The following is a 24030-nucleotide window of genomic DNA, read 5'->3' on the forward strand; positions in this document are numbered from 1 at the left end:
CTACATCAGGCTTCGAAGGTCAGTAGGTGGCACCCTGCTGTTCCAGCCATTTCAGAATCGCTTGGTTTGTTTCTTCCGGCTTCTCTTGCTGGATCCAGTGACCGCAATCCAGATTGACCACTTCCACATTGGGCACGAGCTCTGCCAGTTTTTCAGACCTGGCGACCCCATCCCTGTCGCCGTAGATCATGAGTGCGGGCTGTTGGATGACCGGTTCCACGTCCGCCAGCAGGTGCCAGTTGCGGTCAACGTTTCTGTACCAATTTATACTGCCCGTGAACCCCGATGACTCGAAGGCGGAGACGAAAACGGCCAGTTCGCTGTCGCTCATTACGGGTTCGCCGAGTGGCGTTTCGGCCCTGGCGAGATCGATCAACGCCATACCTGGCTGAGGCTCTCTGGGAGGCTCGTTCTTCCGGTACAAGTTGCGAAGGAACTGGAATGTATTTTCTTCGAGTACGGCGTCTGCGACGCCTGGCTGTCGATTGAAGTGGACGAAATAGAAGTCGCTGCCAAGCATGTCTTCCATGAACTCGACCGGGGGTTTTTCTCCGCGCTCGAAGTAGGGCAGACTCAGGTTGATCACCCTGTTTACACGGTTGGGATGCAATAGGGTCAGCCCCCAGACGACATTTGCACCCCAATCATGGCCGACAAAGGTGGCGTCTTCGTATTCGTAGTGATCGAGAAGTGCGATGAGATCACCCGACAGGTGTTCAATGCCGTAGTCGGCTACTTCGGTCGGGCGGGATGAGTTGCCATAGCCCCGTTGGTTTGGGGCGATGACGTGGTAGCCCGCTGCGGCAAGGGCGGGCATCTGGTGGCGCCAAGAAAAGGCATGCTCTGGCCAGCCGTGGCAGAGCACGATGGGCTTTCCTCCATTCTGTCGGCCCGCTTCGAAGACTTCGAGTTCCACGCCGTTGACTGAAATGAGAGCGGGCTTGGGGAAATCGGTTGGATTGAACATGGAATTTCCTCTTTGTCTTTTCAGGATGATCAGGCGACGAAGGTGCCCGGAGACAGCGTCGGCGCACCCCTGACGGGCCGAGGGTCGATACGGTCGTGGGGCTCGTCGGTGAGGTCGTGTCGCCATCTTGCCGACCGAAACCGGTCACCCCATGACCGGTTTTATGTGAAAGTGTTGTCGGCGTGCGAACCGACCGGCTGGTGGCCGTCCTCCTCTTGCTGCAACGGCGCGAGCAGGTGACAGCAGCAGAGGTCGCCCGAGAGCTTGAGGTCTCCGAGCGCACCGCCCGCCGCGACCTCGACGCCCTGGCCATGGCAGGGGTACCCGTGTACTCCATGCAGGGCCGAGGCGGCGGCTGGCGCCTCGTGGGCGGCGCCCGCACCGACCTGTCCGGGTTGACCGCGAGTGAGGCCCGCGCCCTGTTCCTGGTCGCCGGCCCGGCCTCGGCTGCGACGCCGGCCGTGAAAGCGGCTCTGCGCAAGCTCGTCCATGCCTTGCCGGAGCCCTTCCGGGTGCAGGCCGAGGCAGCGGCGTCGTCGTTGGTCATGGACCCGCAACGATGGGGGTCGAGTCCGGTCGAGCGACGACCACCCTTCTTCCTCGACGAACTCCAGGACGCGGTGATCCGCGGCGTCCAGGTGCGGCTCGGCTACGTCGACCGCAAAGGCGCCGAGACCGTGAGAACCGTCCACCCGCTGGGCATCGTCGCCAAAGGTCCGTCGTGGTACCTCGTCTCCCACACCGAGGCCGGCCGGCGGGTCTTCCGGATCGACCGCGTGTCGTCCGCCGACCCGACCGGCGATCCCGTGCACCGACCCGAGGACTTCGACCTTGCCCAGAGCTGGCGCGAGATCGCCGACGAGGTCGACCGCAAGCGAACGCCCCTCGAGATCCAGGCGGTATGCGCGCCCCACGGGATAGGCCTGCTCCGGATGGTGCTCGGCGGTCGGCTCGAGGTGGGAGGTTCCACGACCGACGGCCGCATCGAGGTCGTGATCCGCGGCCACAACGAGTACGCGCTCGCCGGCGAGCTCGCCGGGCTGGTCGAATGGCTCGAGGTGACTGGTCCCCCGGGAGTGCGAGACCACCTGGCCTCGATCGGCAACGCGCTCGTCGAGCGATACGGCTGAGACCGTTCCATGGGCCGGGCTGGTCCGTCGCGAAGCCGCACCGGCACAGCGAATAGCCCACTCAGCCATGAGGGGGAGGAGTCACGCTGTTGAAGTCGGTGCTGAAGTCGGTGTTGAAGTCGGTGTTGAAGCCCGAGGCTCTCTTCACGGGCTGATGGTCGTCGCCAGGCGGCGTGCACGGGAGGGTGAACATTCCGACACGGCGGCGGTCGGCGGGGCCGTCCGTCCCCGGTGCCGGCGCCGTGTCCTCCGCACCGGCGGGGTTGGAACCGGGCGCCGGCACAGCGGGGAACACCGACGGCTCCGAGTCCGGTGACCACGCGGACCGGGCGGCGGCGGCCCGCTTCCGCTGGGGCTGACGGATCCTCGAGGGGCCGGCGGTCCCGGCGGGACCGCCGCCGGACCGGAACGGGAACGCGTGAGCGGGTGGTGCCGGCTCTTCCGGCACCACCCGCTCACCTGCGCTGCCTACGTCGCTCCGGGGAGTCAGTCCTCCGAGGACTCGGGAGACTCGGGGGAGTCGGGCGATTCGGAGGACTCGGGAGGACCCGACGGCCCGGTGGACCCGGACGACTCAGTCGTCGCGGAGTCGTCGTCCTCGGCCCCGTCCGACCCGTGCTCGGCGCGCTGCGGCTTCGGCGGCTTCGTCCGTCCGCCCGAGGTGTCCCGCAGGTACGAGCCGTCCCCGCCCTCCGTGGCATGACCGCCCGGCCCCTGCCCGGGGCCGCCGTCACGACGGCGCAGGTACCGCTCGAACTCCCGGGCGATGGCCTCGCCGGACGCCTCGGGCAGTTCGGCGGTGTCCCTGGCCTCCTCCAGCGTCTGCACGTACTCCGCCACCTCGCTGTCCTCGGAGGCGAGTTGGTCCACGCCGAGCTGCCAGGCCCGTGCGTCCTCGGCCAGTTCGCCGAGCGGGATGCGGAGGTCGATGAGGTCCTCCAGCCGATTCAGCAGCGCCAGTGTCGCCTTCGGGTTCGGCGGCTGGGAGACGTAGTGCGGTACGGCGGCCCACAGTGACACCGCCGGTACCCCGGCGTGGGTGCAGGCCTCCTGGAGGATGCCGACGATGCCGGTCGGGCCCTCGTAGCGGGTCTCCTCCAGATCCATCGTCCTGGCCAGATCCGGATCCGAGGTGACACCGCTCACCGGCACGGGCCGCGTGTGCGGGGTGTCTCCGAGCAGCGCGCCCAGGATCACCACCATCTCGACGCCCAGCTCGTGGGCGAAGCCCAGCAGCTCGTTGCAGAACGAGCGCCAGCGCATCGACGGCTCGATGCCGCGGACCAGCACCAGATCGCGGGGCTTCTCCCCGCCGACCCGCACCACGGAGAGCCGTGTCGTGGGCCAGGTGATCTTCCGTACCCCGCCGTCCAGCCACACCGTGGGCCGGTTGACCTGGAAGTCGTAGTAGTCCTCGGCGTCGAGCGCCGCGAACACCTCGCCCTTCCACTCGCGGTCCAGGTGCGCGACCGCGGTTGACGCGGCGTCGCCGGCGTCGTTCCAGCCCTCGAACGCGGCCACCATGACCGGGTCGATCAGCTCGGGAACCCCCTCGAGCTCGATCACCCAGGCCTCCTTCCGACGTTCCCTCTCGTACGCCCCAACCTTACGGCTTCGGGGGCGCGCGCCCGCAGTCCCCGTGCACGGCAGGGTGAACTTCCGTACGGCAGCGGTGCGGGCCGGGGGACGCCCGTTTCGGCCCCAGACCCATCCGAGCCGCCACCCCGATCCGCCAGGGCGGATCCGGACCTCCGGCCTGCGGCGACGCTTTCCACCGGATGACCAAGAAGCCCGGTGTCCGACGGTGTGCGGCGCCGTGAAAGCGGAAGGGGCCTTCGCTCGCGGATCGGGCCGGCGGCCGGCGCGGACCTCGTCGAGCACGTCATACGACGGCTGGAACTCGCCTGTGGGACGGCCGGACCGGCCGTCCTGCCGTTCGCCCCCATCGCGTCGAGTACGTCGACCACCTCCATGAGCACGTCACCGGACCGCCGTGGTCCACCGCGACACCACGTGGCACCAGGAGTACCCGGCTTCTCCCCCCGTACGCGGGTCCGGACCACCCGCCGCGCGGTGCGAAGCGGTACGACGGCTCCGGACCGGCCCGGGTGTCCCACCCAGCGCGCCGGAACCCGGGACGCCCGCCGCGTCCGGTGCGGTCCGGTCGGAGCGCGGACCCGAGCCACCGCTCCGCGCCCGCGATGTGCACCGTCGCCCAGGATCGGGCCGCCTCGACGTCCCGGTCGCGCAGCGCCGCCGGGATCGCCCGGTGTCCGTGGAGCGTACGGCCGGCCGCGTCCTGCCGGGTGACGGCCCGCCACATCCGGGCCCGGGCGGCCGGCCCGGAGAGCCCGTCGGGCAGGGAGCTGAGCACGGTGTTGCCGGAGGCCCGCACGATCCCGCGGTGGAACTCCAGGTCGGCGCGGACCAGTTCCTCCACCGAGGGCTCCGCGCGGCCGAATGGCACCGGCCCCGCATCGACTTCGCCGAACCGCAGAGCCGGGTGTTCGGGCACGGCGGTCCCGGTCGATCCGCCGCACGGTCATCGGGACGATTCGAGGGCGTCGAGCTGCCCGGTGAGTCGGTCGGGCTCGTCGTCGCCCATCGCGGACGCCGCCATCGCCGTGGCGGCCGGCTCCAGGATCCGGCGCGCGGCCAGGAACTCCAGGACGGTGTCGGCGCGGTGGAGGTCCACGACGAAACCCAGCGCCTCCAGCAGCAGTTGGGGGTCCAGGCCGGTCAGGTAGGTGCCGTCGCCCCGGCGCACGTCGAGGACGCGCATCAGCGACAGCCCGCGGACCGCCTCGCGGAGCGAGTTCCTACAGGCCCGGTCCGGCGGCGAGTTCACTCTCCCTGGGCAGCCGGTCGCCGGGCCGCAGCGCACCGGAGACGATCGTCCCCTTCATCTTCTCGATGACCTCGTCGGTGACGGACACGGCCTCTCCCTCGCGCCTTCGGGCCGTCCGGTGCCCGAGTGTGCGACGGGGGCGGCTCCGCAAGGAGCCGCCCCCGTCGCACGGACCGCGCCCGCTGCGGTCCCGTCTCAGGCCCGCTTGTGCAGCAGGTTCTCGACCTTCCCCCGGATCTCGTCGGTGGCGAGGCCGCGGATCGTCAGCGTGGTGCGGCGGCGCAGCACGTCGTCCGCCGTCTCGGCCCACTCGTGGTCGCGCGCCCACACGACCTGGGCCCAGATCTCCGGGGCGTCCGGGTGGATCCGCTGTGCCAGGTCGGGGTTCTCGTTCGCCAGCCGGGCGATGTCGAAGGACAGCGATCCGTAGTGCGTGGCGAGGTGGCGCGCGGTGTCCGCCGACATTCGGGGCCCGGGCGCCGGGGCGTCCACCAGCAGCCGGTGCGCGACGGCGCGCGGGTTGGCGATACCGGGCAGCGGGAGCTTCTTCGGCAGGTGCGAGATCGGCTCCATGTCGTCGGCGAGCGGTCGCCCCGGAAGCTCGGCGAGCTTGTTCAGCACCGTGCGGCCGATGTGGCGGAACGTCGTCCACTTGCCGCCGGCCACCGACAGCATGCCTCCGCGGCCCTCGGTGACCACGGTCTCCCGCTTGGCCTTGGAGGTGTCGCCGGGGCCGCCCGGCAGCACCCGGAGGCCGGCGAAGGAGTAGGTGATCAGATCGCGCGACAGCTGCTGGTCGCGGATGGAGAAGGCGGCCTCGTCGAGGATCTGGGCGATGTCCTTCTCGTTGACCGAGACGTCCGCCGGGTCGCCCTCGAACTCCTCGTCCGTCGTGCCGAGCAGCAGCATGTCCTCCCAGGGGAGGGCGAAGGTGATGCGGTACTTGTCGATCGGGGTGGCCAGCGCGGCCTTCCAGGGGGAGGTGCGCTTGAGGACCAGGTGCGCGCCCTTGGAGAGCCGGATCGAGGGCGCCGCGTCCGGGTCCTCCATCCTGCGCAGGTGGTCCACCCACGGGCCGGTCGCGTTGAGGACCAGCCGGGCGGTGACACCGAACTCGGTGCCGTCCGTGCGGTCCCTGAGCTCGGCGCCGGTGACCCGGCCCTTGGTGAAGCGGAGTCCGGTGACCTCGGCGTGGTTGAGGACGACCGTACCCGACTCGGCGGCCGCGCGGACCGCCATGAGCGCCATGCGGGCGTCGTTCATCTGGTCGTCGCCGTAGACGGCCACGGCCTTGAGGTTCTCCGTGCGCAGCTCGGGCACGTCACGCTGGGCCTTCGCGGGCGAGATGACGTGGCCGACGCCGTCGCCGAACGCGGAGAGCGCCGAGTAGGCGAAGACTCCCGCGCCGAGCTTGGCCGCGCCGTGCGGTCCGCCCTTGTAGACGGGCAGGTAGAAGGTGAGTGGGTTGGAGAGGTGGGGCGCCACCTCCCGGGAGAGGGCGCGGCGCTCGAAGTGGTTCTCCGCCACCAGCTTCACGGCGCCGGTCTGCAGATAGCGCAGACCGCCGTGGAGCAGCTTGGAGGAGGCGGAGGAGGTGGCGCCGGCGAAGTCGCCGGCCTCCACCAGCGCCACCCGCAGCCCGGCCTGCGCGGCGTGCCAGGCCGTGGAGATGCCCAGGATGCCGCCGCCTATCACCAGGAGGTCGTAGGTCGCCTTCGCAAGCTGCTCCCTCGTCTCGGCGCGGCTCGGGAGGGAACCGGAGGCCGGGTGCGTCCCCAGCGAGGGGACGCTCTGCAGGGTGGTCATTCTCGATTGCTCCTCGTCAGCTCTCGTCGTGCTCGAGCCAGCCCATGGTCCGCTCGACGGCCTTGAGCCAGTACTTGTACTCGTGATCACGCTTGGCAGCGTCCATGTGGGGGGTCCACTCGGCGGCCCGGCGCCAGTTGGCGCGGAGCGCGTCGGTGTCGGGCCAGAAGCCGACGGCCAGGCCGGCGGCGTAGGCGGCGCCGAGGCAGGTGGTCTCGGCCACCATCGGACGCACCACCGGCACGTCCAGGAAGTCCGAGAGGGTCTGCATCAGCAGGTTGTTGGAGGTCATTCCGCCGTCGACCTTCAGGGAGGTCAGCTCGACACCGGAGTCCTTGGTCATGGCGTCCGTGATCTCGCGCGTCTGCCAGGCCGTGGCCTCGAGCACGGCGCGCGCGATGTGCGCCTTGGTGACGTACCGGGTGAGGCCGGCGATCACACCGCGGGCGTCCGAGCGCCAGTACGGGGCGAACAGACCGGAGAACGCCGGGACGACGTAGGCGCCGCCGTTGTCCTCGACGGACGCGGCGAGCGTCTCGATCTCGGGCGCGGTGTTGATGAGGCCCATCTGGTCGCGCATCCACTGCACGAGGGCGCCGGTGACGGCGATGGAGCCCTCGAGCGAGTACACGGGGGCCTCGTCGCCGATCTTGTAACCGACGGTCGTGACCAGACCGGAGTAGGAGTTGATGATCTTGCTGCCGGTGTTCATCAGCAGGAACGTGCCGGTGCCGTAGGTGGACTTCGCCTCACCCTCGGAGAAGCACGTCTGGCCGAAGAGCGCGGCCTGCTGGTCGCCCAGCGCCGAGGCGACCGGGACGCCCGCCAGGACGCCCTCCTTGACCTCTCCGTACACCTCGGCGGAGGAGCGGATCTCCGGAAGGACCTCCATCGGCACCTGCATGGACTGGGCGATCTTCTCGTCCCACTCCATGGTGTGGAGGTTCATCAGCATGGTGCGGGAGGCGTTGGTGACGTCGGTGACGTGGTGGCCGCCGTTGACGCCCCCGGTCAGGTTCCAGATGACCCAGGAGTCCATGGTCCCGAAGAGGATGTCGCCCCGCTCGGCGCGCTCGCGCAGGCCGTCGATGTTGTCGAGCATCCAGCGGACCTTCGGGCCGGAGAAGTAGCTCGCCAGCGGCAGGCCGGTCTCACGGCGGAACCGGTCCTGGCCGACGTTGCGCCCGAGCTCCCTGCAGAGCGCGTCGGTGCGGGTGTCCTGCCAGACGATGGCGTTGTGGACGGGCTCACCGGTGTTCTTGTCCCAGAGAAGCGTGGTCTCGCGCTGGTTGGTGATGCCGATGGCCTTGACGTCGGCGGCGGTGATGCCGCCCTTCTCGATGGCCCCGGCGACGACCTCCTGGACGTTGTTCCAGATCTCGGTCGCGTTGTGCTCGACCCAGCCCGGCTTCGGGAAGATCTGCTCGTGCTCCTTCTGGTCGACGGAGACGATCCGTCCGTCCTTGTCGAAGACGATGCAGCGGGACGAGGTGGTGCCCTGGTCGATGGCCGCGATGAAGGGGCCGGCGGTGTGTGCGTCGGTCACGGTGTACTCCTGGAAGTCTGATGAAGGGGCGTACGGCTCAGGCGAAGGCGATCTGGTAGATGCCCGCGGCGATGGCGGCACCGATCAGGGGGCCCACCACGGGGATCCATGCGTAGCCCCAGTCGGAGCCGCCCTTGTTCCGCATCGGGAGCAGGGCGTGCACGATGCGCGGGCCGAGGTCGCGGGCCGGGTTGATGGCGTAGCCGGTGGGGCCTCCGAGGGAGAAGCCGATGCTGACGACCACGAGGGCGACGATCAGTCCGCCGAGGACGCCGAGGCCCTTTCCACTGTCGTTGAGGCCCATGGTGAGTACGGCCAGTACCAGTACGAGCGTGCCGATGATCTCGGTGGCCAGGTTCTGCCAGACGTTCCGGATCTCCGGACCGGTGCAGAAGATGCCGAGCACGGGGCCGGCCTTCGGGGCGGACCTCTCGTCGACCAGGCCCTCCTCGAGCGGCGGAGGCACGAGCTCCGGGTCTTCCAGATGGGACTTGAAGTGGCCGTAGTACGTGACCCAGGCCAGGAAGGCGCCGACCATGGCGCCTATGAGCTCGCCCGCCATCTGCACGGGGACGTTGCTCCAGTCACCGCTGGTGAACGCGATACCCAGCGTGACTGCGGGGTTGAGGTGCGCACCGGACAGGGGGCCCGCGATGTAGACCGCGGTCATGACCGCGAAGCCCCACCCGAAGGCGATGGCGACCCAGCCGGCGCCCTGTGCCTTTGAGCGCTTCAGTACGACTGCGGCGACCACGCCGGCGCCGAGCAGGATGAGTACGGCGGTACCAATGATCTCGCCGATGAAGATGTCGGAGCTGGACACCCGCGACTCCTTTGTCCTTCGTCCAGGGGAAGGCGAACCAACGGGTCCCTCCGTGGTTCGCGCCCTCGGGGTGAGAGCGATACCGGCCCTTGGCGTTGCCACACTCTAGCGCGTATTGCCGGTAGGTGTTCGACAATGCCGACCGATGCACGGCAGTTTTGTCCTCTGGTTAACACGACGTCAAGGGTTGTGTGGCCGAAAACCGTTTCGTTATCGATGGTGCGCCCGGAAGGGCGAAATCGCCCGCTGTGAGGGATCTCGGCCGGTCGGGAACCCGGCACCGGGGCGTCGCTGCGCAACGGTGTGGGACGGGTGCGGGCCGTGTTTGCCGGCCTGCCCGGCCGTGTCCGGCCGACCGCGGCGGGCGGCTTGTCGTGGGCGTGCGGGGGAGTGGCGGGGCGCCGGAGGGTGGGGAGGCGGGCCGGCGACGGCCGGGTCGTGCCGGGCGGGGAAGCGCGCCCTGCGGCTCGGTGCGGGGTGGCGCCCTGTGCGGCGGCGACGGCTATCGCGGCGGGCGGTGCGGGGTGGTGCCCTGTGTGGCGACGGCTACCGCGCCCTGCGGCTCGGTGCGGGCGGGAGCGCCGGCCGGGGTCGAGGGGCGTCCGCCGTGGGGCGGGCCGGGCCGGCGGATCAGAAGCGGCCGGCGCCCAGGTCCCGGGAGACGGCGCGGGCGCAGTCCCGTACCGCGGCGATCAGCTCGGCCCGCAGCTCCTTGCCGTCGTCACACACACGTTCCACCGCGCCCGTGATGGCGATCGCGCCGACCGGCATCCGCCGGCGGTCGTGGATGGGCGCGGCCACAGCCGCGACGCCCTCCCAGGTCTCCTCCACGTCGGAGGCCCAGCCCCGTGCCCGGGTCCGGTCGAGCTCGCCCTCGAAGGCCCGCAGGGCGGTCACGGTGCGCGGGGTGAACGCCTCCCGGTCGATCTCCAGGGCCTCGCTGTGGGCGACGGGGTCGTACGCGGAGAGCACCTTGCCCAGGGCCGTGGAGTGCAGCGGCTGCATCGCGCCCACCTCCAGGACCTGACGGCTGTCGTCCGGGCGGAAGACGTGGTGGACGATCAGGACGCCCTGCTGGTGCAGTACGCCCAGATGGACGCTCTCGCCGCTGGAGCGGGCCAGGTCGTCCGTCCAGACCAGCGCGCGGGCCCGCAGCTCGTGGACGTCCAGGTAGCTGTTGCCGAGCCGCAGCAGCTCCGCGCCGAGCTGGTAGCGCCCAGACGCCGGATCCTGCTCGACGAACCCCTCCGCCTGGAGGGTGCGCAGGATGCCGTGGGCGGTGCCCTTGGCCAGATCCAGAGAAGAGGCGATGTCCGAAAGGCCGAGACGGCGCTCGCCACCCGCGAGCAGGCGCAGCATCGCCGCCGCCCGTTCCAGTGACTGGATGTTCTTCGCCATCGTTCCGGCCCTTCTACCCAACCTCGTTCGACAATGCTGAACACTATCGGCCGATGCCGAATCGGTGTTACTGCCGGAACAGTGTGGCAAGTCCATGCTCACCCGGTCATCACCAGGGACACGCGGAGTCCACCCCCTGGACCACTCCACCGTGCCGCGCCGGGCACGGCTACGCTGGCCGGGTGCGCCTTCCGAGGGAAGCCGCAAAGCCGACAGCCGTCGCACTTCAGGGAGTACCTTCATGGCCTCGTTGCCGACCCCTTCCGCCGACAGCCCGACTTCCGCAGGCAGCGGTGTGTCCCACGACAGCCGTACCCGAGCCGACGCCCTGCGCCGCGCGCTGGCGACCCGTGTGGTGGTCGCCGACGGCGCGATGGGCACGATGCTCCAGGCGCAGGACCCCACCCTCGACGACTTCCAGAATCTCGAGGGCTGCAATGAGATTCTCAACGTGACCCGTCCGGACATCGTCCGTTCGGTCCATTCCGCCTATTTCGAGGTGGGTGTGGACTGTGTGGAGACGAACACGTTCGGCGCGAACTTCGCCGCGCTGGGTGAGTACGACATCCCCGAGCGTGTGTTCGAGCTGTCCGAGGCCGGTGCCCGGATCGCCCGCGAGGTCGCGGACGAGTTCACCGCGTCCTCGGGGCGGCAGCGGTGGGTGCTGGGATCGATGGGTCCGGGGACGAAACTGCCGACGCTGGGCCACGCCCCGTACGTCGCCCTGCGCGACGCCTACCAGCGGAACGCCGAGGGTCTGATCGCGGGCGGGGCGGATGCGCTGCTGGTGGAGACGACGCAGGACCTGCTGCAGACGAAGGCGTCCGTCCTGGGCGCTCGCCGGGCGATGGACGCGGCCGGCTTCACGGTGCCGTTGATCTGTTCGGTCACGGTCGAGACGACGGGCACGATGCTGCTCGGCTCGGAGATCGGCGCGGCGCTGACCGCACTGGAGCCGCTGGGCATCGACATGATCGGTCTGAACTGCGCCACCGGCCCCGCGGAGATGAGCGAGCACCTCCGCTACCTCGCCCGGCATGCGCGCGTCCCGCTGTCCTGCATGCCGAACGCGGGTCTGCCGGTCCTGGGCAAGGACGGCGCGCACTACCCGCTGACAGCCCCGGAGCTGGCGGACGCACAGGAGACGTTCGTGCGCGAGTACGGGCTCTCCCTGGTGGGTGGCTGCTGCGGGACGACGCCGGAACACCTGCGCCAGGTCGTGGAGCGGGTCCGCGGCCTGGAGCCCGCCGAGCGCACTCCGCGCCCCGAGCCGGGCGCCGCGTCGCTGTACCAGACGGTGCCGTTCCGCCAGGACACCTCGTACCTGGCGATCGGGGAGCGGACGAACGCCAACGGGTCGAAGAAGTTCCGCGAGGCCATGCTGGAGGGCCGCTGGGACGACTGTGTGGAGATGGCCCGGGACCAGATCCGCGAGGGCGCGCACATGCTCGACCTGTGCGTCGACTACGTCGGCCGGGACGGCGTGGCGGACATGGAGGAGCTGGCGGGCCGGTTCGCCACGGCCTCGACACTGCCGATCGTGCTCGACTCCACCGAGGTGGAGGTGATCCGCGCCGGACTGGAGAAGCTGGGCGGCCGTGCGGTGATCAACTCGGTGAACTACGAGGACGGTGACGGGCCCGAGTCGCGGTTCGCCAAGGTCACCGCGCTGGCCCGGGAGCACGGCGCCGCGCTGATCGCGCTGACGATCGACGAGGAGGGACAGGCCCGTACGGCGGAGAAGAAGGTGGAGATCGCCGAGCGGCTGATCGAGGACCTCACCTCGAACTGGGGGATCCTCGAGTCGGACATTCTCGTCGACACCCTGACGTTCACCATCTGCACCGGTCAGGAGGAGTCCCGAAAGGACGGCGTCGCCACCATCGAGGCGATCCGGGAACTCAAACGCCGGCACCCCGACGTGCAGACGACGCTCGGCCTGTCGAACATCTCCTTCGGCCTGAACCCGGCCGCGCGGATCCTGCTCAACTCGGTCTTCCTCGACGAGTGCGTCAGGGCCGGCCTGGACTCGGCGATCGTCCACGCGAGCAAGATCCTGCCGATCGCCCGATTCGAGGAGGAGCAGGTCGCCACGGCCCTGGATCTGATCCACGACCGCCGCGCCGAGGGATACGACCCCCTGCAGAAGCTGATGGAGCTGTTCGAGGGGGCGACGGCGAAGTCCCTGAAGGCGGGCAAGGCCGAGGAACTGGCCGCCCTCCCGCTGGAGGAGCGTCTGAAGCGGCGCATCATCGACGGTGAGAAGAACGGCCTGGAGCCGGATCTCGACGAGGCGCTCCGGGACCGCCCGGCGCTCGACATCGTCAACGACACGCTGCTGGACGGCATGAAGGTCGTCGGGGAGCTGTTCGGCTCCGGGCAGATGCAGCTGCCGTTCGTGCTGCAGTCGGCCGAGGTGATGAAGTCGGCGGTGGCCTATCTGGAACCGCACATGGAGAAGTCGGACGCCGAGGGCAAGGGCACGATCGTGCTGGCCACCGTCCGCGGCGACGTCCACGACATCGGCAAGAACCTGGTGGACATCATCCTCTCCAACAACGGCTACAACGTCGTCAACCTGGGCATCAAGCAGCCGGTCTCGGCGATCCTGGAGGCCGCCGAGGAGCACCGGGCCGATGTGATCGGCATGTCCGGACTCCTGGTGAAGTCCACGGTGATCATGAAGGAGAACCTGGAGGAGCTGAACCAGCGCAAGCTGGCGGCCGACTACCCCGTCATCCTCGGCGGCGCCGCGCTCACCCGCGCCTACGTCGAACAGGACCTCCACGAGGTCTACGAAGGCGAGGTCCGCTACGCCCGCGACGCCTTCGAGGGCCTACGCCTGATGGACGCCCTCATCGCGGTCAAGCGCGGCGTCCCCGGCGCCACGCTGCCCGAGCTGAAGCAGCGCCGGGTACGGAGCACCGCCACCGCGGTCGTCGAGGAGCGGCCGGAGGAGCAGGGCGCCGTGCGCTCCGACGTGGCGACCGACAACCGGGTGCCGGAGCCCCCGTTCTGGGGCACGCGGGTCGTCAAGGGCATCCAGCTCAAGGAGTACGCCTCCTGGCTGGACGAGGGGGCGCTGTTCAAGGGCCAGTGGGGCCTCAAGCAGGCCCGCACCGGCGACGGACCGTCCTACGAGGAACTGGTGGAGACCGAGGGCCGCCCGCGGCTGCGGGGCTGGCTCGACCGGTTGCAGACGCAGAACCTGCTGGAGGCGGCCGTGGTCCACGGCTACTTCCCCTGTGTGTCCAAGGGCGACGACCTGATCCTGCTGGGCGAGGACGGCTCGGAGCGCACCCGCTTCACGTTCCCGCGCCAGCGCCGCGGCCGCCGGCTGTGCCTCGCCGACTTCTTCCGCCCCGAGGAGTCCGGCGAGACCGATGTCGTCGGCCTCCAGGTCGTCACCGTCGGCTCGAGGATCGGCGACGCAACCGCCAAGCTCTTCGCCTCCGACTCGTACCGCGACTACCTCGAACTCCACGGCCTGTCCGTCCAGCTCGCCGAGGCCCTCGCCGAGTACTGGCACGCCCGGGTCCGCGCCGAGCTCGGGTTCGCGGGCGAGGACCCGGCGGAGATCGAGGACATGTTCGCCCTGAAGTACCGCGGCGCGCGGTTCTCCCTCGGCTACGGAGCCTGTCCCGACCTCGAGGACCGCGCCAAGATCGCCGAGCTGCTGGAGCCGGAGCGTATCGGCGTCAAGCTCTCGGAGGAGTTCCAGCTCCACCCCGAGCAGTCCACCGACGCCATCGTGATCCATCACCCGGAGGCGAAGTACTTCAACGCGCGGTGACGTAGCGCGCGCTTCGATCGCGGGAGTCGTACACTGGTCGGTCCCATACAGGCCGGTCGCCCGATTTGGCGGCCGGCCTGTGCGTCCCCGATGGAGGTGTCCGGATGACCAGTACGGTCCCCGCGTCCCTGGCCCGCGCGGCGGGCGGCTCCGCCCTGCAGGCCGTCTTCCTCGACATGGACGGCACCCTCGTGGACACCGAGGGCTTCTGGTGGGACGCGGAGCGCGAGGTCTTCGCCGACCTCGGCCACGAACTGGACGAGGCATGGCGTGACGTGGTCGTCGGCGGTCCCATGACCCGGAGTGCGGGCTACCTCATCCAGGCGACCGGTGCCGACATCACCCTCGCCGAGCTGACCGTGCTGCTCAACGAACGCTTCGAGGCCCGCATCACCCGCGGCGTGCCGCTGATGCCCGGGGCCGAGCGCCTGCTCACCGAGTTGGCCGCGCACAGCGTGCCCACTGCCCTGGTCTCCGCCTCCCACCGGCGCATCATCGACCGGGTGCTCGCCTCTCTGGGCCGCGACCGCTTCGCGCTGAGCGTGGCGGGGGACGAGGTGCCACGTACCAAGCCCCACCCCGACCCGTATCTGCACGCGGCCCGGGGACTGGGTGCCGATCCCACCCGTTGCGCGGTCATCGAGGACACCTCCACGGGTGTGGCCTCCGCCGAGGCCGCGGGCTGCCGGGTCGTGGCGGTCCCGTCCGTGACTCCGATCGCTCCGGCCGACGGGCGCATCGTGGTGGGCTCGCTCGAGGAGGTGGATCTGTCATTTCTGCGCACCCTGATTACCCGGATGAACTGAATCATTCACCGAGAGTGCAGAGGAATATCCACGGAAACCAAGGGCTGTTGACCGTGTATTTTCCGTGACCATCCATCGTGCGTGACGTTCATCACGCGCGATGCTGCATAAATAGCGCGGCCATGGCGGGCGAGGTCCGATCTGCGGCGATTCGGGTATGCCCATGTGTCCGGATTGATGGTGCGGTGCGCGAATCATTCCGGCGCGTGAATATCGACTCCTTGCCATGCCCCCTCATCGCGGCGCAGTCCCCAACTCGGGCCCGGTCCAGCGCTCCTGGCGCAGCCACTAATCTCATCGCGAGAGCTTCGCCGCACCACCGGCGTGTCACGGGGACCACCCTCTTCGCCGTGTCCGCAGGACCGATCGCCCCCGCATCCCGGCCCGATCGCACCGCCCCGAACGGGCGGCCGCGGCGGAGTATCCCGCAACCGCTGCATCCCAGTGAGGGATCGAGGGAGAAAGTCCAGGATGAACCGCAAGACTCTGGCGCTGCCGGCCCTGATGGGCCTGCTCGCCCCCGTACTCGCCGCCTGTGGCACCACGCCCGGGGCGCGGGACGGAGGCAGTGCCACAGTCGTCGGGACCACCGACCGGTTCGTCGTCGACAGCGGGACCCCGGCGCCCTTCGACCCCGCCTTCGCCTACGACACCGGTGCCCGGAACGTCCTGCGGCAGACCGTGCAGACGCTGACGCACGTGCCGCGCGGCGGCGGGCGGCCGGTCCCCGAGGCCGCCTCCCGCTGCGAGTTCACCGACTCCCGGAGCGAGGGCTACCGCTGCGTCCTCCGCGACGGACTCACCTTCGCCGGGGGCAGGCCCGTCACCGCCGAGGACGTCACCTTCTCCATCGAGCGCGTGCCGGACATCACGTCCGACAGCGGAACGGCCGCGCTGCTCTCCACCGTCGACACCGTCGAGGCCAGGAGTGAGAAGGAGATCGTCTTCCATCTCAGCGCGCCGGACGCGGCCTTCCCCTACGAGCTCTCCACGCCGGTCGCCGGCATCCTCAGCCGCGACGCCTGCGAAGTGGACAGGCTGCGCGAGGGCTTCCAGGTCGACGGCTCCGGCCCGTACACGATGGCGGCCGAGACCGACGGCGGCAGGCTCGTCCGGGCCGTCTTCACCGAGAACGAGGCCGGCGTCGCCACCCCGGTGAAGCTCACCCTCCACCACACCACCGACCACTACGGCTCCGGCACGGCGAAGGAGTTCGCGGCCCTGCGCGACCAGCTCAACGCCACGGACCTGTTCAGCATGGCGGTCAAGGGCGCGGAGTGGCCCGAGTACCGTCCCGCTCAGAAGCGAGGCGACTGCGCCGTCTACGGCCTGGGCTGGTTCCTCGACTTCCCGGACCCGGACGACTACCTCGCCCCGCTCCTGGACGAGGACGACTTCCTCAACACCCCCTATGTGAGCGCCGCCGCGCGCAATCAGCTCATCCCTGAGTCCCGCCGCAAGGCTGACCGCAGTGCCGCCGCCCTCCCCTTCGCCAGGTTCCGGGACATCGTCGCCACCGATGTCCCGGTGCTGCCGCTGTGGCAGGGCAAGCGGTACGTCGCCGCCCGGTCGGACGTCAACGGAGTCGAGTGGACGCTGAACGCCTCCTCCGACCTCCAGTTGCGGGAACTCGAGCGCGGCACCGCCTGACCCTTCATGACCCGGTCGCGAAGGGCGCGGCCGGAAACGAGAGCAAGAGGCAAGGTTCTGTGAAGGCACGATTCAAGCGCACGACGGCGCCGCTGGCCGCGGGGCTGTCCGCCGTACTGCTGGCGGGCTGCGGCTCGGAGCACGGCGACGGGTCCGACGGCGAAGGCGTCCGCGTCGCCGTCGGCATCTCCGACGACGTCCTCGCCACGGACCCCGCGGACGGTTACGACCCCGGCTCCTGGCTGCTGTTCAACAACGTCTTCCAGTCCCTGATGGCCTTCCCGAAGGGCAGCTCCACCCCGCAGCCGGAGGCCGCCGAGGAGTGCGGCTTCGAGAGCGGCAGCACGGTCTACCGCTGCACGCTCCGCGAGGGCCTCAAGTTCAGCAACGGCAACGACCTGACCTCGAAGGACGTGAAGTTCTCCTTCGAGCGCGCGCTGAAGATCGCCAGCGACTCCGGTCCCGGCCCGCTGCTCTCGACCATCGACGGCATCGAGACGCCCGACGAGCGCACCGTCGTCTTCAAGCTGAAGGTCCCCGACGCCACCTTCCCGAGCAAGATCGCCTCCGGTGCGGGCTCGATCGTGGACCACCGCGAGTACGAGGCGGGCTCCCTGCGGACGGACGGCAAGGCGGTCGGCTCCGGCCCGTACAAGCTCGACTCCTTCAGCGACGAGGAGGCCGTCTTCTCGGTCAACCCCGAGTACAAGGGCAACGCCGAGGTCCGGAACACCGGCGTCACCCTGACGTTCTTCCGGGGCGACCAGAAGGGCCTCGGCTCGGCCCTGAAGCAGGGCGACGTCGACGTGGCCTACCGCGGCCTCACCGCCCAGGACATCGACGGCCTCCAGGCCTCAGTGGAGGCGGGCAAGCAGGGCATCGCGGTCGTCGAGGGCAACAGCGCCGAGGTCCAGCACCTGGTCTTCAACATAAACCACCCGGTCACCGGCAAGCTCGCCGTGCGCCAGGCCTTCGCCTACCTCGTCGACCGGGACGCCCTCGTCCGCGACGTCTACAAGGGCACCGCCGAGCCGCTGCACTCGATCGTCCCGGCCGGCATCGCCGGTCACAACACCGCCTTCTTCGACCGCTACGGGGGCCACCCGCAGCCGGACAAGGCCCGCAAGGCCCTGCGCGACGCGGGCATCGACGAGAAGGTGAAACTCACCCTCTGGTCCACCCCGAGCCGTTACGGCCCGGCCACCGACCTGGAGATGGCCGCGATCGCGCAGCAGCTCAACAAGAGCGGTCTGTTCCAGGCGGACGTCAAGTCGGTCGAGTTCGAGAAGTACGAGAAGGACGTCCAGGCCGGCAAGTACGGCGTCTACGTCAAGGGCTGGGTCCCCGACTACCCGGATGCCGACAACTTCACCCAGCCGTTCTTCGGCGACGGCAACGTCCTCGGCAACAACTACGAGAACACGCAGATCACCGGCAAGATCATCCCGGAGACCGCGGCCGTGGCGGACCGGGCCTCCACCGGTGACAAGTTCGCCCAGCTGCAGAACATCGTCGCCGACGAACTGCCGATCCTCCCGCTGTGGCAGGGCAAGCAGTACGCCGTCTACAACGGCAACATCACCGGCCTGGAGTGGACGCTCGACGCCTCCACGGTCTTCCGCTTCTGGGAGATCAAGAAGGGCTGACACCCGTCCCACGGCCGGCCCCGGTCCGGCGTACGCGGAGGACCCCGGTGGCCGACGGCCACCGGGGTCCTCCGCGGGTGCGGCAGCGGCGGCCGGCCTACACGGAGGCGCGGCCGCCGTGGACCCCTCACGGCTCACCACCGGACGCCCGGCCGATTCCCGCGGCCGGGGGCGCCGCCGCCCCGCCGGGTCCCGCCGTTCACCGGGTACCGCAGGCCGCCGCCCGCGCCGGTCACTGCGCTCCCGGCCGCACCAGTCCGCTCTCGTAGGCGTACACCGCCGCCTGGACCCGGTCGCGCAGGCCCAGCTTCGTCAGGACGTGGCCCACGTGCGTCTTCACCGTCGTCTCGCTGACGAAGAGGTCCGCCGCGATCTCGGCGTTCGACAGCCCCCGGGCCACCAGCTTCAGGACCTCGACCTCGCGCTCGGTCAGGGTGTGCAGTGTGTTCGGCGCCGGTTCCTCGCCCGACGGCAGATGCCCCGCGTACTTGTCGAGCAGCCGCCGCGTGATGCTCGGCGCCAGCATCGCCTCGCCGGCCGCGACCACCCGGATCGCCTGCACCAGCTCGTTCGCCGGGGCGTCCTTCAGCAGGAAGCCGCTCGCACCCGCCCGCAGCGCCTCGACGACGTACTCGTCGAGGTCGAACGTGGTCAGCACCAGCACCTTCGCCGGGCCGTCCCGCTCGGGGCCGGTGATCTGGCGGGTCGCCTCGACGCCGTCCATCCGCGGCATCCGGATGTCCATCAGCACCACGTCGGGTTGCAGCGCCCGCACCTGGTCCAGGGCCTGCAGGCCGTCCCCGGCCTCACCGACCACGGCGATGTCCTGCTCGGCCTCCAGGATCATCCGGAAGCCCGTGCGCAGAAGCGGTTGGTCGTCGACGAGTAGGACGCGGATAGCCACGGAATCTCCTCAGGAATACGGGACCGCCCCATTCTGCCCTGCCCGCCGGAGGCCGACCTCGCCGGGCGACCCCGCCCCGGGGCACCGGGCGCGCCGTGCGTCAGCCCGCCGGGACCACGGGCAGCGGGTACACCGGCGGTGTTCCGCCGAACTCCGGGCACCGGGCCCGGTGGTCGCACCAGCCGCAGAGCCTGGTCGGACGCGGCCGCCAGTCGCCCGTCTCCGTGGCCCGCATGATCGCGTCCCACAGGGCCAGCAGCTTGCGCTCCACCCGCTCCAGATCCGCCGGGACCGGGTCGTACGTGAGCACCTCCCCGCTGCCCAGGTACACCAGCTGCAGCCGCCGCGGCACCACGCCCTTCAGCCGCCAGACCACCAGGGCGTAGAACTTCATCTGGAACAGCGCGCCCTCGCTGTACTCGGGGCGGGGCGCCTTGCCCGTCTTGTAGTCGACGATCCGCACCTCGCCCGTGGGCGCCACGTCCACCCGGTCGATCACCCCGCGCAGCCGCAGCCCCGACTCCAGCTCCGTCTCCACGAACAGCTCGCGCTCGGCCGGCTCCAGCCGCGTCGGGTCCTCCAGCGAGAACCAGCGCTCGACCAGCGCCTCCGCCTCGGACATCCAGCGCGCCAGCCGCTCGCCGTCCTCGTCCTGGGCGAACAGCTCGCCCAGCTCCGGCCGCGACTCCAGCAGCCTGTCCCACTGACCGGGGACGAGCGCCTTCGCACGCGGCGGCGTGCGCTCCACGGCCGGCGCGTCGAAGAGCCGTTCCAGGACCGCGTGCACCAGCGTGCCCCTGGTGGCCGCCTCGCTCGGCTTCTCCGGCAGCCGGTCGATCACCCGGAAGCGGTAGAGCAGCGGGCACTGCATGAAGTCGCTCGCCCGGGAGGGCGACAGCGACATCGGCGGCCGTCCCTCCGGCGGGGAGACGGGAGAACCCTCCGGCGGGACCGGATGCCCGTCGGCCGCGCCGGACTCGACCACCGGAAGGGGCTGCGGCGGCACCGCGGCGGCGGGCGGCGGCACCCCGGCCGAGGCCTCCGCGGCGGGCGGCGGCACCTCCACGGGGTGCGGCGGGCCTTCCGGAACGGGCGGCTGACTCGTACTCATGACTCAGACCCTACGGCCCGCCACCGACAGCGAGCGGCATACCATCGACGTCAGACCCTCTCGCACTGCATGATCGAGCGAGCCCCGCCTCGCGACGAAGGGAACCCGTGAAGAAGGACGAGGAGAGCGGCGAGCGTACGCGCGCGCGGTCCGGCACGGGGGAAGCGGACCCCGGCGGCGGACACGACCGCTCCGCGGAGCCCGGCGGCGGCATCCTCATGGGCCGCCCCTTCGGCGTGCCCGTGTACGTCGCCCCCAGCTGGTTCGTGGTCGCGGCCCTCATCACCTGGGTCTTCGGCGGCCAGCTGGACCGGGTCCTGCCGGAGCTCGGTGGCGCCCGCTATCTCGTGTCGCTGTTCTTCGCGGTGGCCTTCTACGCGTCCGTGCTGGTCCACGAACTGGCCCACACCGTCGTGGCGCTGCGCTACAAGCTGCCCGTGCGGCGGATCCAGCTCCAGTTCTTCGGGGGAGTCTCGGAGATCGAGAAGGAGTCGGAGACCCCGGGCCGGGAGTTCGTCCTCGCCTTCGTCGGGCCGTTGCTGTCGCTCGTCCTCGCCGCCGTCTTCTACGCCGGCATGCAGGCAGTCGAGCCCGGTACGGTACCGGGCGTGCTGCTGGCGGGGCTGATGATCTCCAACCTCATCGTCGCCGCCTTCAACCTTCTCCCCGGACTGCCGCTGGACGGCGGCCGGATGCTGCGCGCGGTCGTCTGGAAGATCACGGGCAGGGCGATGAGCGGGACCGTCGCCGCCGCCTGGGTCGGCCGCGCCCTCGCCGTCGCCGTACTGATCGGACTGCCCCTCCTCACCCACACCGGCGCCCTCGGCAACCCCACCGAGGACATCGGCGGCATGGAGACCGTCACCGACGCCCTGCTCGCCGCCATCCTCGCCGCGATCATCTGGACCGGCGCGGGCAACAGCCTGCGCATGGCCCGCCTGCGGGAGCACCTGCCCGAACTGCGTGCCCGGGCCCTCACCCGGCGGGCCGTCCCCGTAGGCTCGGACACCCCGCTGTCCGAGGCGCTGCGGCGCGCCAACGAGGCCGGCGCCCGCGCCCTCGTCGTGGTCGACGGGCACGGCGATCCGACCGCCCTCGTCCGCGAGGCCGCGATCGTCGGCGTCCCCGAGCACCGCCGTCCCTGGGTCGCCGTAGGCGGTCTCGCCCAGGACCTCACGGACGGCATGAAGGTCCCCGCCGAACTCGCCGGCGAGGCACTGCTGGACCGGCTGCGCGCGAATCCGGCCACCGAGTACCTGGTGGTGGAGGAGAACGGGGAGATCTACGGAGTGCTCTCCACGGCGGACGTCGAGCGGGCCTTCGTGGCCGCGATGGCCCGCCCCGGCTCCTGAACCTCGTGGCACGGGCGGCTTCCCGCACCCCATACACTGGTCACATGTCCGAACCGACCGGTGCCGCCCGCCGTCGCGGGCCCTTCAAGGTCGGGGACCAGGTCCAGCTCACCGATCCCAAGGGACGCCACTACACGTTCACGCTCGAGGCCGGGAAGAACTTCCACACCCACAAGGGTTCCTTCCCGCACGACGAGCTGATCGGCGCCCCCGAGGGCAGTGTTGTCCGTACCACGGGAAACGTCGCCTACCTCGCGCTGCGCCCCCTGCTCCCCGACTACGTCCTGTCCATGCCCCGCGGCGCAGCCGTGGTCTACCCCAAGGACGCGGGGCAGATCCTGGCCTTCGCCGACATCTTCTCCGGGGCCCGCGTCGTGGAGGCGGGTGTCGGCTCCGGCTCGCTGAGCGCCTTCCTGCTGCGCGCGATCGGCGACGAGGGCATGCTGCACTCCTACGAGCGCCGTGAGGACTTCGCGGAGATCGCCAAGGGCAACGTCGAGCGCTACTTCGGCGGACCGCACCCGGCCTGGACGCTGACCGTCGGGGACCTGCAGGACAACCTCTCGGACGCCGACGTCGACCGCGTCATCCTGGACATGCTCGCGCCCTGGGAGTGCCTGGAGGCCGTCTCCAAGGCGCTCGTCCCCGGCGGCATCCTGTGCTGCTACGTGGCGACCACCACGCAGCTCGCCCGGACCGTCGAGTCCATCCGCGAGATCGGCTGCTACGCCGAGCCGCAGCCGTGGGAGTCCATGATCCGCAACTGGCACGTCGAGGGGCTGGCCGTGCGGCCGGACCATCGGATGATCGGCCACACCGGCTTCCTGGTCACCGCCCGTCGGCTCGCGGACGGCGTGGAGCCGCCGATGCGCCGCCGCAGGCCCGCCAAGGGCGCCTACGGCGAGGACTACGAGGGCCCGAACAAGGGCTGAGCACCCGTCAGCGACCGCCCCGCGCCCGGATCCGGGCGCGGGGCGGAGGCGTTGTCACAACACTCCCGCTCCCAAGCCGACTTCCGGTCGCCGCGGGAGAACTCGACGGTGGCCCCGGCGCGTTGGATCGTGCCGGGCGGATTGCACCGGTTTTTCGCCACGGCGGTTTCGCACCCCGCCGTTCCCGTGCCCTGTGACGTGTGGCACGATGCGGGCACCCCACCGGAACCGCTGCTCAACAGGAGACGCCTCGGTGCAGACCTCCGCCGTCCCGGATCTCGCGCACACCCACGCCCGCCCGGTGCACTGGCTGGCCACCGCGACGGCGATGTCCGCGGTCGTCGCCCTGGCGGGCCTGCTGCAGCCGGACCATGCCCGAGCGGGCCAGCCCGGGAGCCGGGAAACCACCGCGGCGGCCCCCGCTCCGGTGCCCGCCCCCGACGCAGACGGCGTCGCGCTGCCCCTGGAGTGCGGCGGGGCGCCGACCGTGGTGGTCGGGCGGGCCACCGGAGACCTGGACGGCGACGGCGGCCGGGAGACGGTCGTGGCGGCGCGCTGCGAGGCCGGTTCCGGCACCCCGCCCAGCGGGGTCTACGTACTGGCCCGGTCCCGCACCGGGGAGCCCCGCGTCGTCGCCACCCTGCTGGAGCCCGCGCGACGGCAGAGCGTCGGCGAGCTCGCCGTCCGTGACGGAGTCGTCACGGCCGAGCTCCTCGGGTATTCGTCGCCGGACGTGCCGCGCTGCTGCCCGGACGAGCGGGAGACGGTCAACTGGCGGTGGAGCGGGGGGAAGTTCGTCGAGTCCGGCGTGGACGGGGACGCCACCGGGAGTGTGTGAGAGGTCACCCACGGTCCGTGGGGACAGCCCCTACTCGGCGTCGGGCCCGTACACCTCGGTCTTGTCCGAGACGCGGCGTACATGGATGCAGTCGCCGGGGCACTCCTTGGCCGAATCGATGACGTCGGTCAGCAGCGGCAGCGGTACGGGCGTTGTGGCGCCCGGGTCCTGCAGCAGCTCGTCGTCGGCGCTCTTCACGTACGCCAGGCCGTCGATGTCCAGCTCGAAGACCTCGGGCGCGTACTGGGCGCAGATGCCGTCGCCGGTGCACAGCTCCTGGTCGATCCAGACTTCGAGAGCCTCGTTCATGTCGCCTGCCGTTCCTGCGCGGTGTGCATCAAGCCGTGTGTGTATCAATACGGGCCAGCCCTGACGGGTGTTGACCGTTCCGACCATACAACCGCCCGCTTTCCGATGTTGATGGGTGGGTATTCCCCTGGCGTGAGGGGCAGCGCAAGGGTGAAGATCGGACACACCCCT

At 70.4% G+C, this 24030-nt stretch carries 18 protein-coding genes and 1 pseudogene; 8 read left to right on the forward strand and 11 right to left on the reverse strand.

Features of this window, described 5'->3' with window-relative positions:
- Positions 1–19: 19 nt before the first annotated feature.
- Complete coding sequence (locus tag FEF34_RS31435) at positions 20–967, reverse strand: alpha/beta fold hydrolase (RefSeq protein ID WP_138056182.1); 948 nt, start codon at positions 965–967, stop codon at positions 20–22.
- Positions 968–1149: 182 nt separating this feature from the next.
- On the opposite strand from FEF34_RS31435, the gene FEF34_RS31440 reads away from it, so the two are divergent.
- Positions 1150–2097, forward strand: a complete 948-nt coding sequence (locus FEF34_RS31440) for a helix-turn-helix transcriptional regulator (protein WP_138056183.1) — start codon at positions 1150–1152, stop codon at positions 2095–2097.
- A 61-nt stretch (positions 2098–2158) separates the two neighbouring features.
- On the opposite strand, the gene FEF34_RS31445 is transcribed toward FEF34_RS31440, so the two are convergent.
- From FEF34_RS31445 to FEF34_RS31480, 7 genes and pseudogenes are all read right to left on the reverse strand, one after another.
- Positions 2159–2392, reverse strand: coding sequence for a hypothetical protein (locus FEF34_RS31445; RefSeq protein ID WP_138056184.1), 234 nt, complete (start codon positions 2390–2392; stop codon positions 2159–2161).
- A 191-nt stretch (positions 2393–2583) separates the two neighbouring features.
- Positions 2584–3663, reverse strand: a complete 1080-nt coding sequence (locus FEF34_RS31450) for a PAC2 family protein (RefSeq protein ID WP_138056185.1) — start codon at positions 3661–3663, stop codon at positions 2584–2586.
- 613 nt (positions 3664–4276) lie between these two features.
- Positions 4277–5033 (reverse strand): annotated as a pseudogene (locus FEF34_RS44350) (FadR/GntR family transcriptional regulator); the annotation flags it as partial.
- A 107-nt stretch (positions 5034–5140) separates the two neighbouring features.
- Positions 5141–6751 carry a glycerol-3-phosphate dehydrogenase/oxidase gene (locus FEF34_RS31465; protein WP_138056186.1) on the reverse strand — a complete coding sequence of 537 codons (1611 nt, stop codon included), beginning with the start codon at positions 6749–6751 and terminating at the stop codon, positions 5141–5143.
- 16 nt (positions 6752–6767) lie between these two features.
- Positions 6768–8297: a glycerol kinase GlpK gene (gene glpK / locus FEF34_RS31470; protein WP_138056187.1), complete on the reverse strand. Its 1530-nt coding sequence runs from the start codon at positions 8295–8297 to the stop codon at positions 6768–6770.
- 37 nt (positions 8298–8334) lie between these two features.
- Positions 8335–9120 carry an MIP/aquaporin family protein gene (locus tag FEF34_RS31475; RefSeq protein WP_138056188.1) on the reverse strand — a complete coding sequence of 262 codons (786 nt, stop codon included), beginning with the start codon at positions 9118–9120 and terminating at the stop codon, positions 8335–8337.
- 630 nt (positions 9121–9750) lie between these two features.
- A complete protein-coding gene (locus FEF34_RS31480; RefSeq protein WP_138056189.1) occupies positions 9751–10518 on the reverse strand; it encodes an IclR family transcriptional regulator in 768 nt (255 codons plus the stop codon).
- A gap of 241 nt (positions 10519–10759) precedes the next feature.
- On the opposite strand from FEF34_RS31480, the gene metH reads away from it, so the two are divergent.
- The 4 genes from metH (at position 10760) to FEF34_RS31500 (ending at position 18413) form a co-directional block, all read left to right on the forward strand.
- Positions 10760–14311 (forward strand): methionine synthase, encoded by a 3552-nt coding sequence (gene metH, locus FEF34_RS31485; RefSeq protein WP_138056190.1) that lies wholly within the window; start codon positions 10760–10762, stop codon positions 14309–14311.
- Positions 14312–14415: 104 nt separating this feature from the next.
- Complete coding sequence (locus tag FEF34_RS31490; RefSeq protein WP_138056191.1) at positions 14416–15117, forward strand: HAD family hydrolase; 702 nt, start codon at positions 14416–14418, stop codon at positions 15115–15117.
- A gap of 471 nt (positions 15118–15588) precedes the next feature.
- A complete protein-coding gene (locus tag FEF34_RS31495; RefSeq protein ID WP_138056192.1) occupies positions 15589–16767 on the forward strand; it encodes an ABC transporter substrate-binding protein in 1179 nt (392 codons plus the stop codon).
- A gap of 59 nt (positions 16768–16826) precedes the next feature.
- Positions 16827–18413: an ABC transporter substrate-binding protein gene (locus FEF34_RS31500; RefSeq protein WP_138056193.1), complete on the forward strand. Its 1587-nt coding sequence runs from the start codon at positions 16827–16829 to the stop codon at positions 18411–18413.
- 232 nt (positions 18414–18645) lie between these two features.
- Here FEF34_RS31500 and FEF34_RS31505 read toward each other — a convergent pair whose 3' ends face one another.
- Together FEF34_RS31505 and FEF34_RS31510 are read right to left on the reverse strand one after the other, a co-directional pair.
- Positions 18646–19317: a response regulator gene (locus FEF34_RS31505; protein ID WP_093657207.1), complete on the reverse strand. Its 672-nt coding sequence runs from the start codon at positions 19315–19317 to the stop codon at positions 18646–18648.
- Between the two features lie 100 nt (positions 19318–19417).
- Positions 19418–20221 carry a RecB family exonuclease gene (locus FEF34_RS31510; RefSeq protein ID WP_138056194.1) on the reverse strand — a complete coding sequence of 268 codons (804 nt, stop codon included), beginning with the start codon at positions 20219–20221 and terminating at the stop codon, positions 19418–19420.
- 314 nt (positions 20222–20535) lie between these two features.
- Here FEF34_RS31510 and FEF34_RS31520 point away from each other — a divergent pair, with 314 nt between their 5' ends.
- From FEF34_RS31520 to FEF34_RS31530, 3 genes are all read left to right on the forward strand, one after another.
- On the forward strand, positions 20536–21780 hold the full coding sequence (locus FEF34_RS31520) for a site-2 protease family protein (RefSeq protein ID WP_138056196.1): 1245 nt from the start codon (positions 20536–20538) through the stop codon (positions 21778–21780).
- Between the two features lie 44 nt (positions 21781–21824).
- Complete coding sequence (locus FEF34_RS31525; RefSeq protein WP_138056197.1) at positions 21825–22712, forward strand: tRNA (adenine-N1)-methyltransferase; 888 nt, start codon at positions 21825–21827, stop codon at positions 22710–22712.
- 253 nt (positions 22713–22965) lie between these two features.
- Positions 22966–23550: a hypothetical protein gene (locus tag FEF34_RS31530; protein ID WP_138056198.1), complete on the forward strand. Its 585-nt coding sequence runs from the start codon at positions 22966–22968 to the stop codon at positions 23548–23550.
- A gap of 30 nt (positions 23551–23580) precedes the next feature.
- Here the strand turns inward: FEF34_RS31530 and FEF34_RS31535 are convergent, their stop codons facing one another.
- Complete coding sequence (locus FEF34_RS31535) at positions 23581–23859, reverse strand: ferredoxin (RefSeq protein WP_138056199.1); 279 nt, start codon at positions 23857–23859, stop codon at positions 23581–23583.
- Positions 23860–24030: the final 171 nt, after the last annotated feature.

It is taken from the genome of Streptomyces marianii (assembly GCF_005795905.1).
Classification (GTDB): domain Bacteria; phylum Actinomycetota; class Actinomycetes; order Streptomycetales; family Streptomycetaceae; genus Streptomyces; species Streptomyces marianii.

Coding starts and splice junctions, on each gene's coding strand:
- FEF34_RS31435 (WP_138056182.1), bottom strand. CDS start 967: ATGTTCAATCCAACCGATTTCCCCAAGCCCGCTCTCATTTCAGTCAAC.
- FEF34_RS31465 (WP_138056186.1), bottom strand. CDS start 6,751: ATGACCACCCTGCAGAGCGTCCCCTCGCTGGGGACGCACCCGGCCTCC.
- FEF34_RS31480 (WP_138056189.1), bottom strand. CDS start 10,518: ATGGCGAAGAACATCCAGTCACTGGAACGGGCGGCGGCGATGCTGCGC.
- metH (WP_138056190.1), top strand. CDS start 10,760: ATGGCCTCGTTGCCGACCCCTTCCGCCGACAGCCCGACTTCCGCAGGC.
- FEF34_RS31490 (WP_138056191.1), top strand. CDS start 14,416: ATGACCAGTACGGTCCCCGCGTCCCTGGCCCGCGCGGCGGGCGGCTCC.
- FEF34_RS31495 (WP_138056192.1), top strand. CDS start 15,589: ATGAACCGCAAGACTCTGGCGCTGCCGGCCCTGATGGGCCTGCTCGCC.
- FEF34_RS31510 (WP_138056194.1), bottom strand. CDS start 20,221: ATGTCGCTGTCGCCCTCCCGGGCGAGCGACTTCATGCAGTGCCCGCTG.
- FEF34_RS31525 (WP_138056197.1), top strand. CDS start 21,825: ATGTCCGAACCGACCGGTGCCGCCCGCCGTCGCGGGCCCTTCAAGGTC.
- FEF34_RS31535 (WP_138056199.1), bottom strand. CDS start 23,859: ATGAACGAGGCTCTCGAAGTCTGGATCGACCAGGAGCTGTGCACCGGC.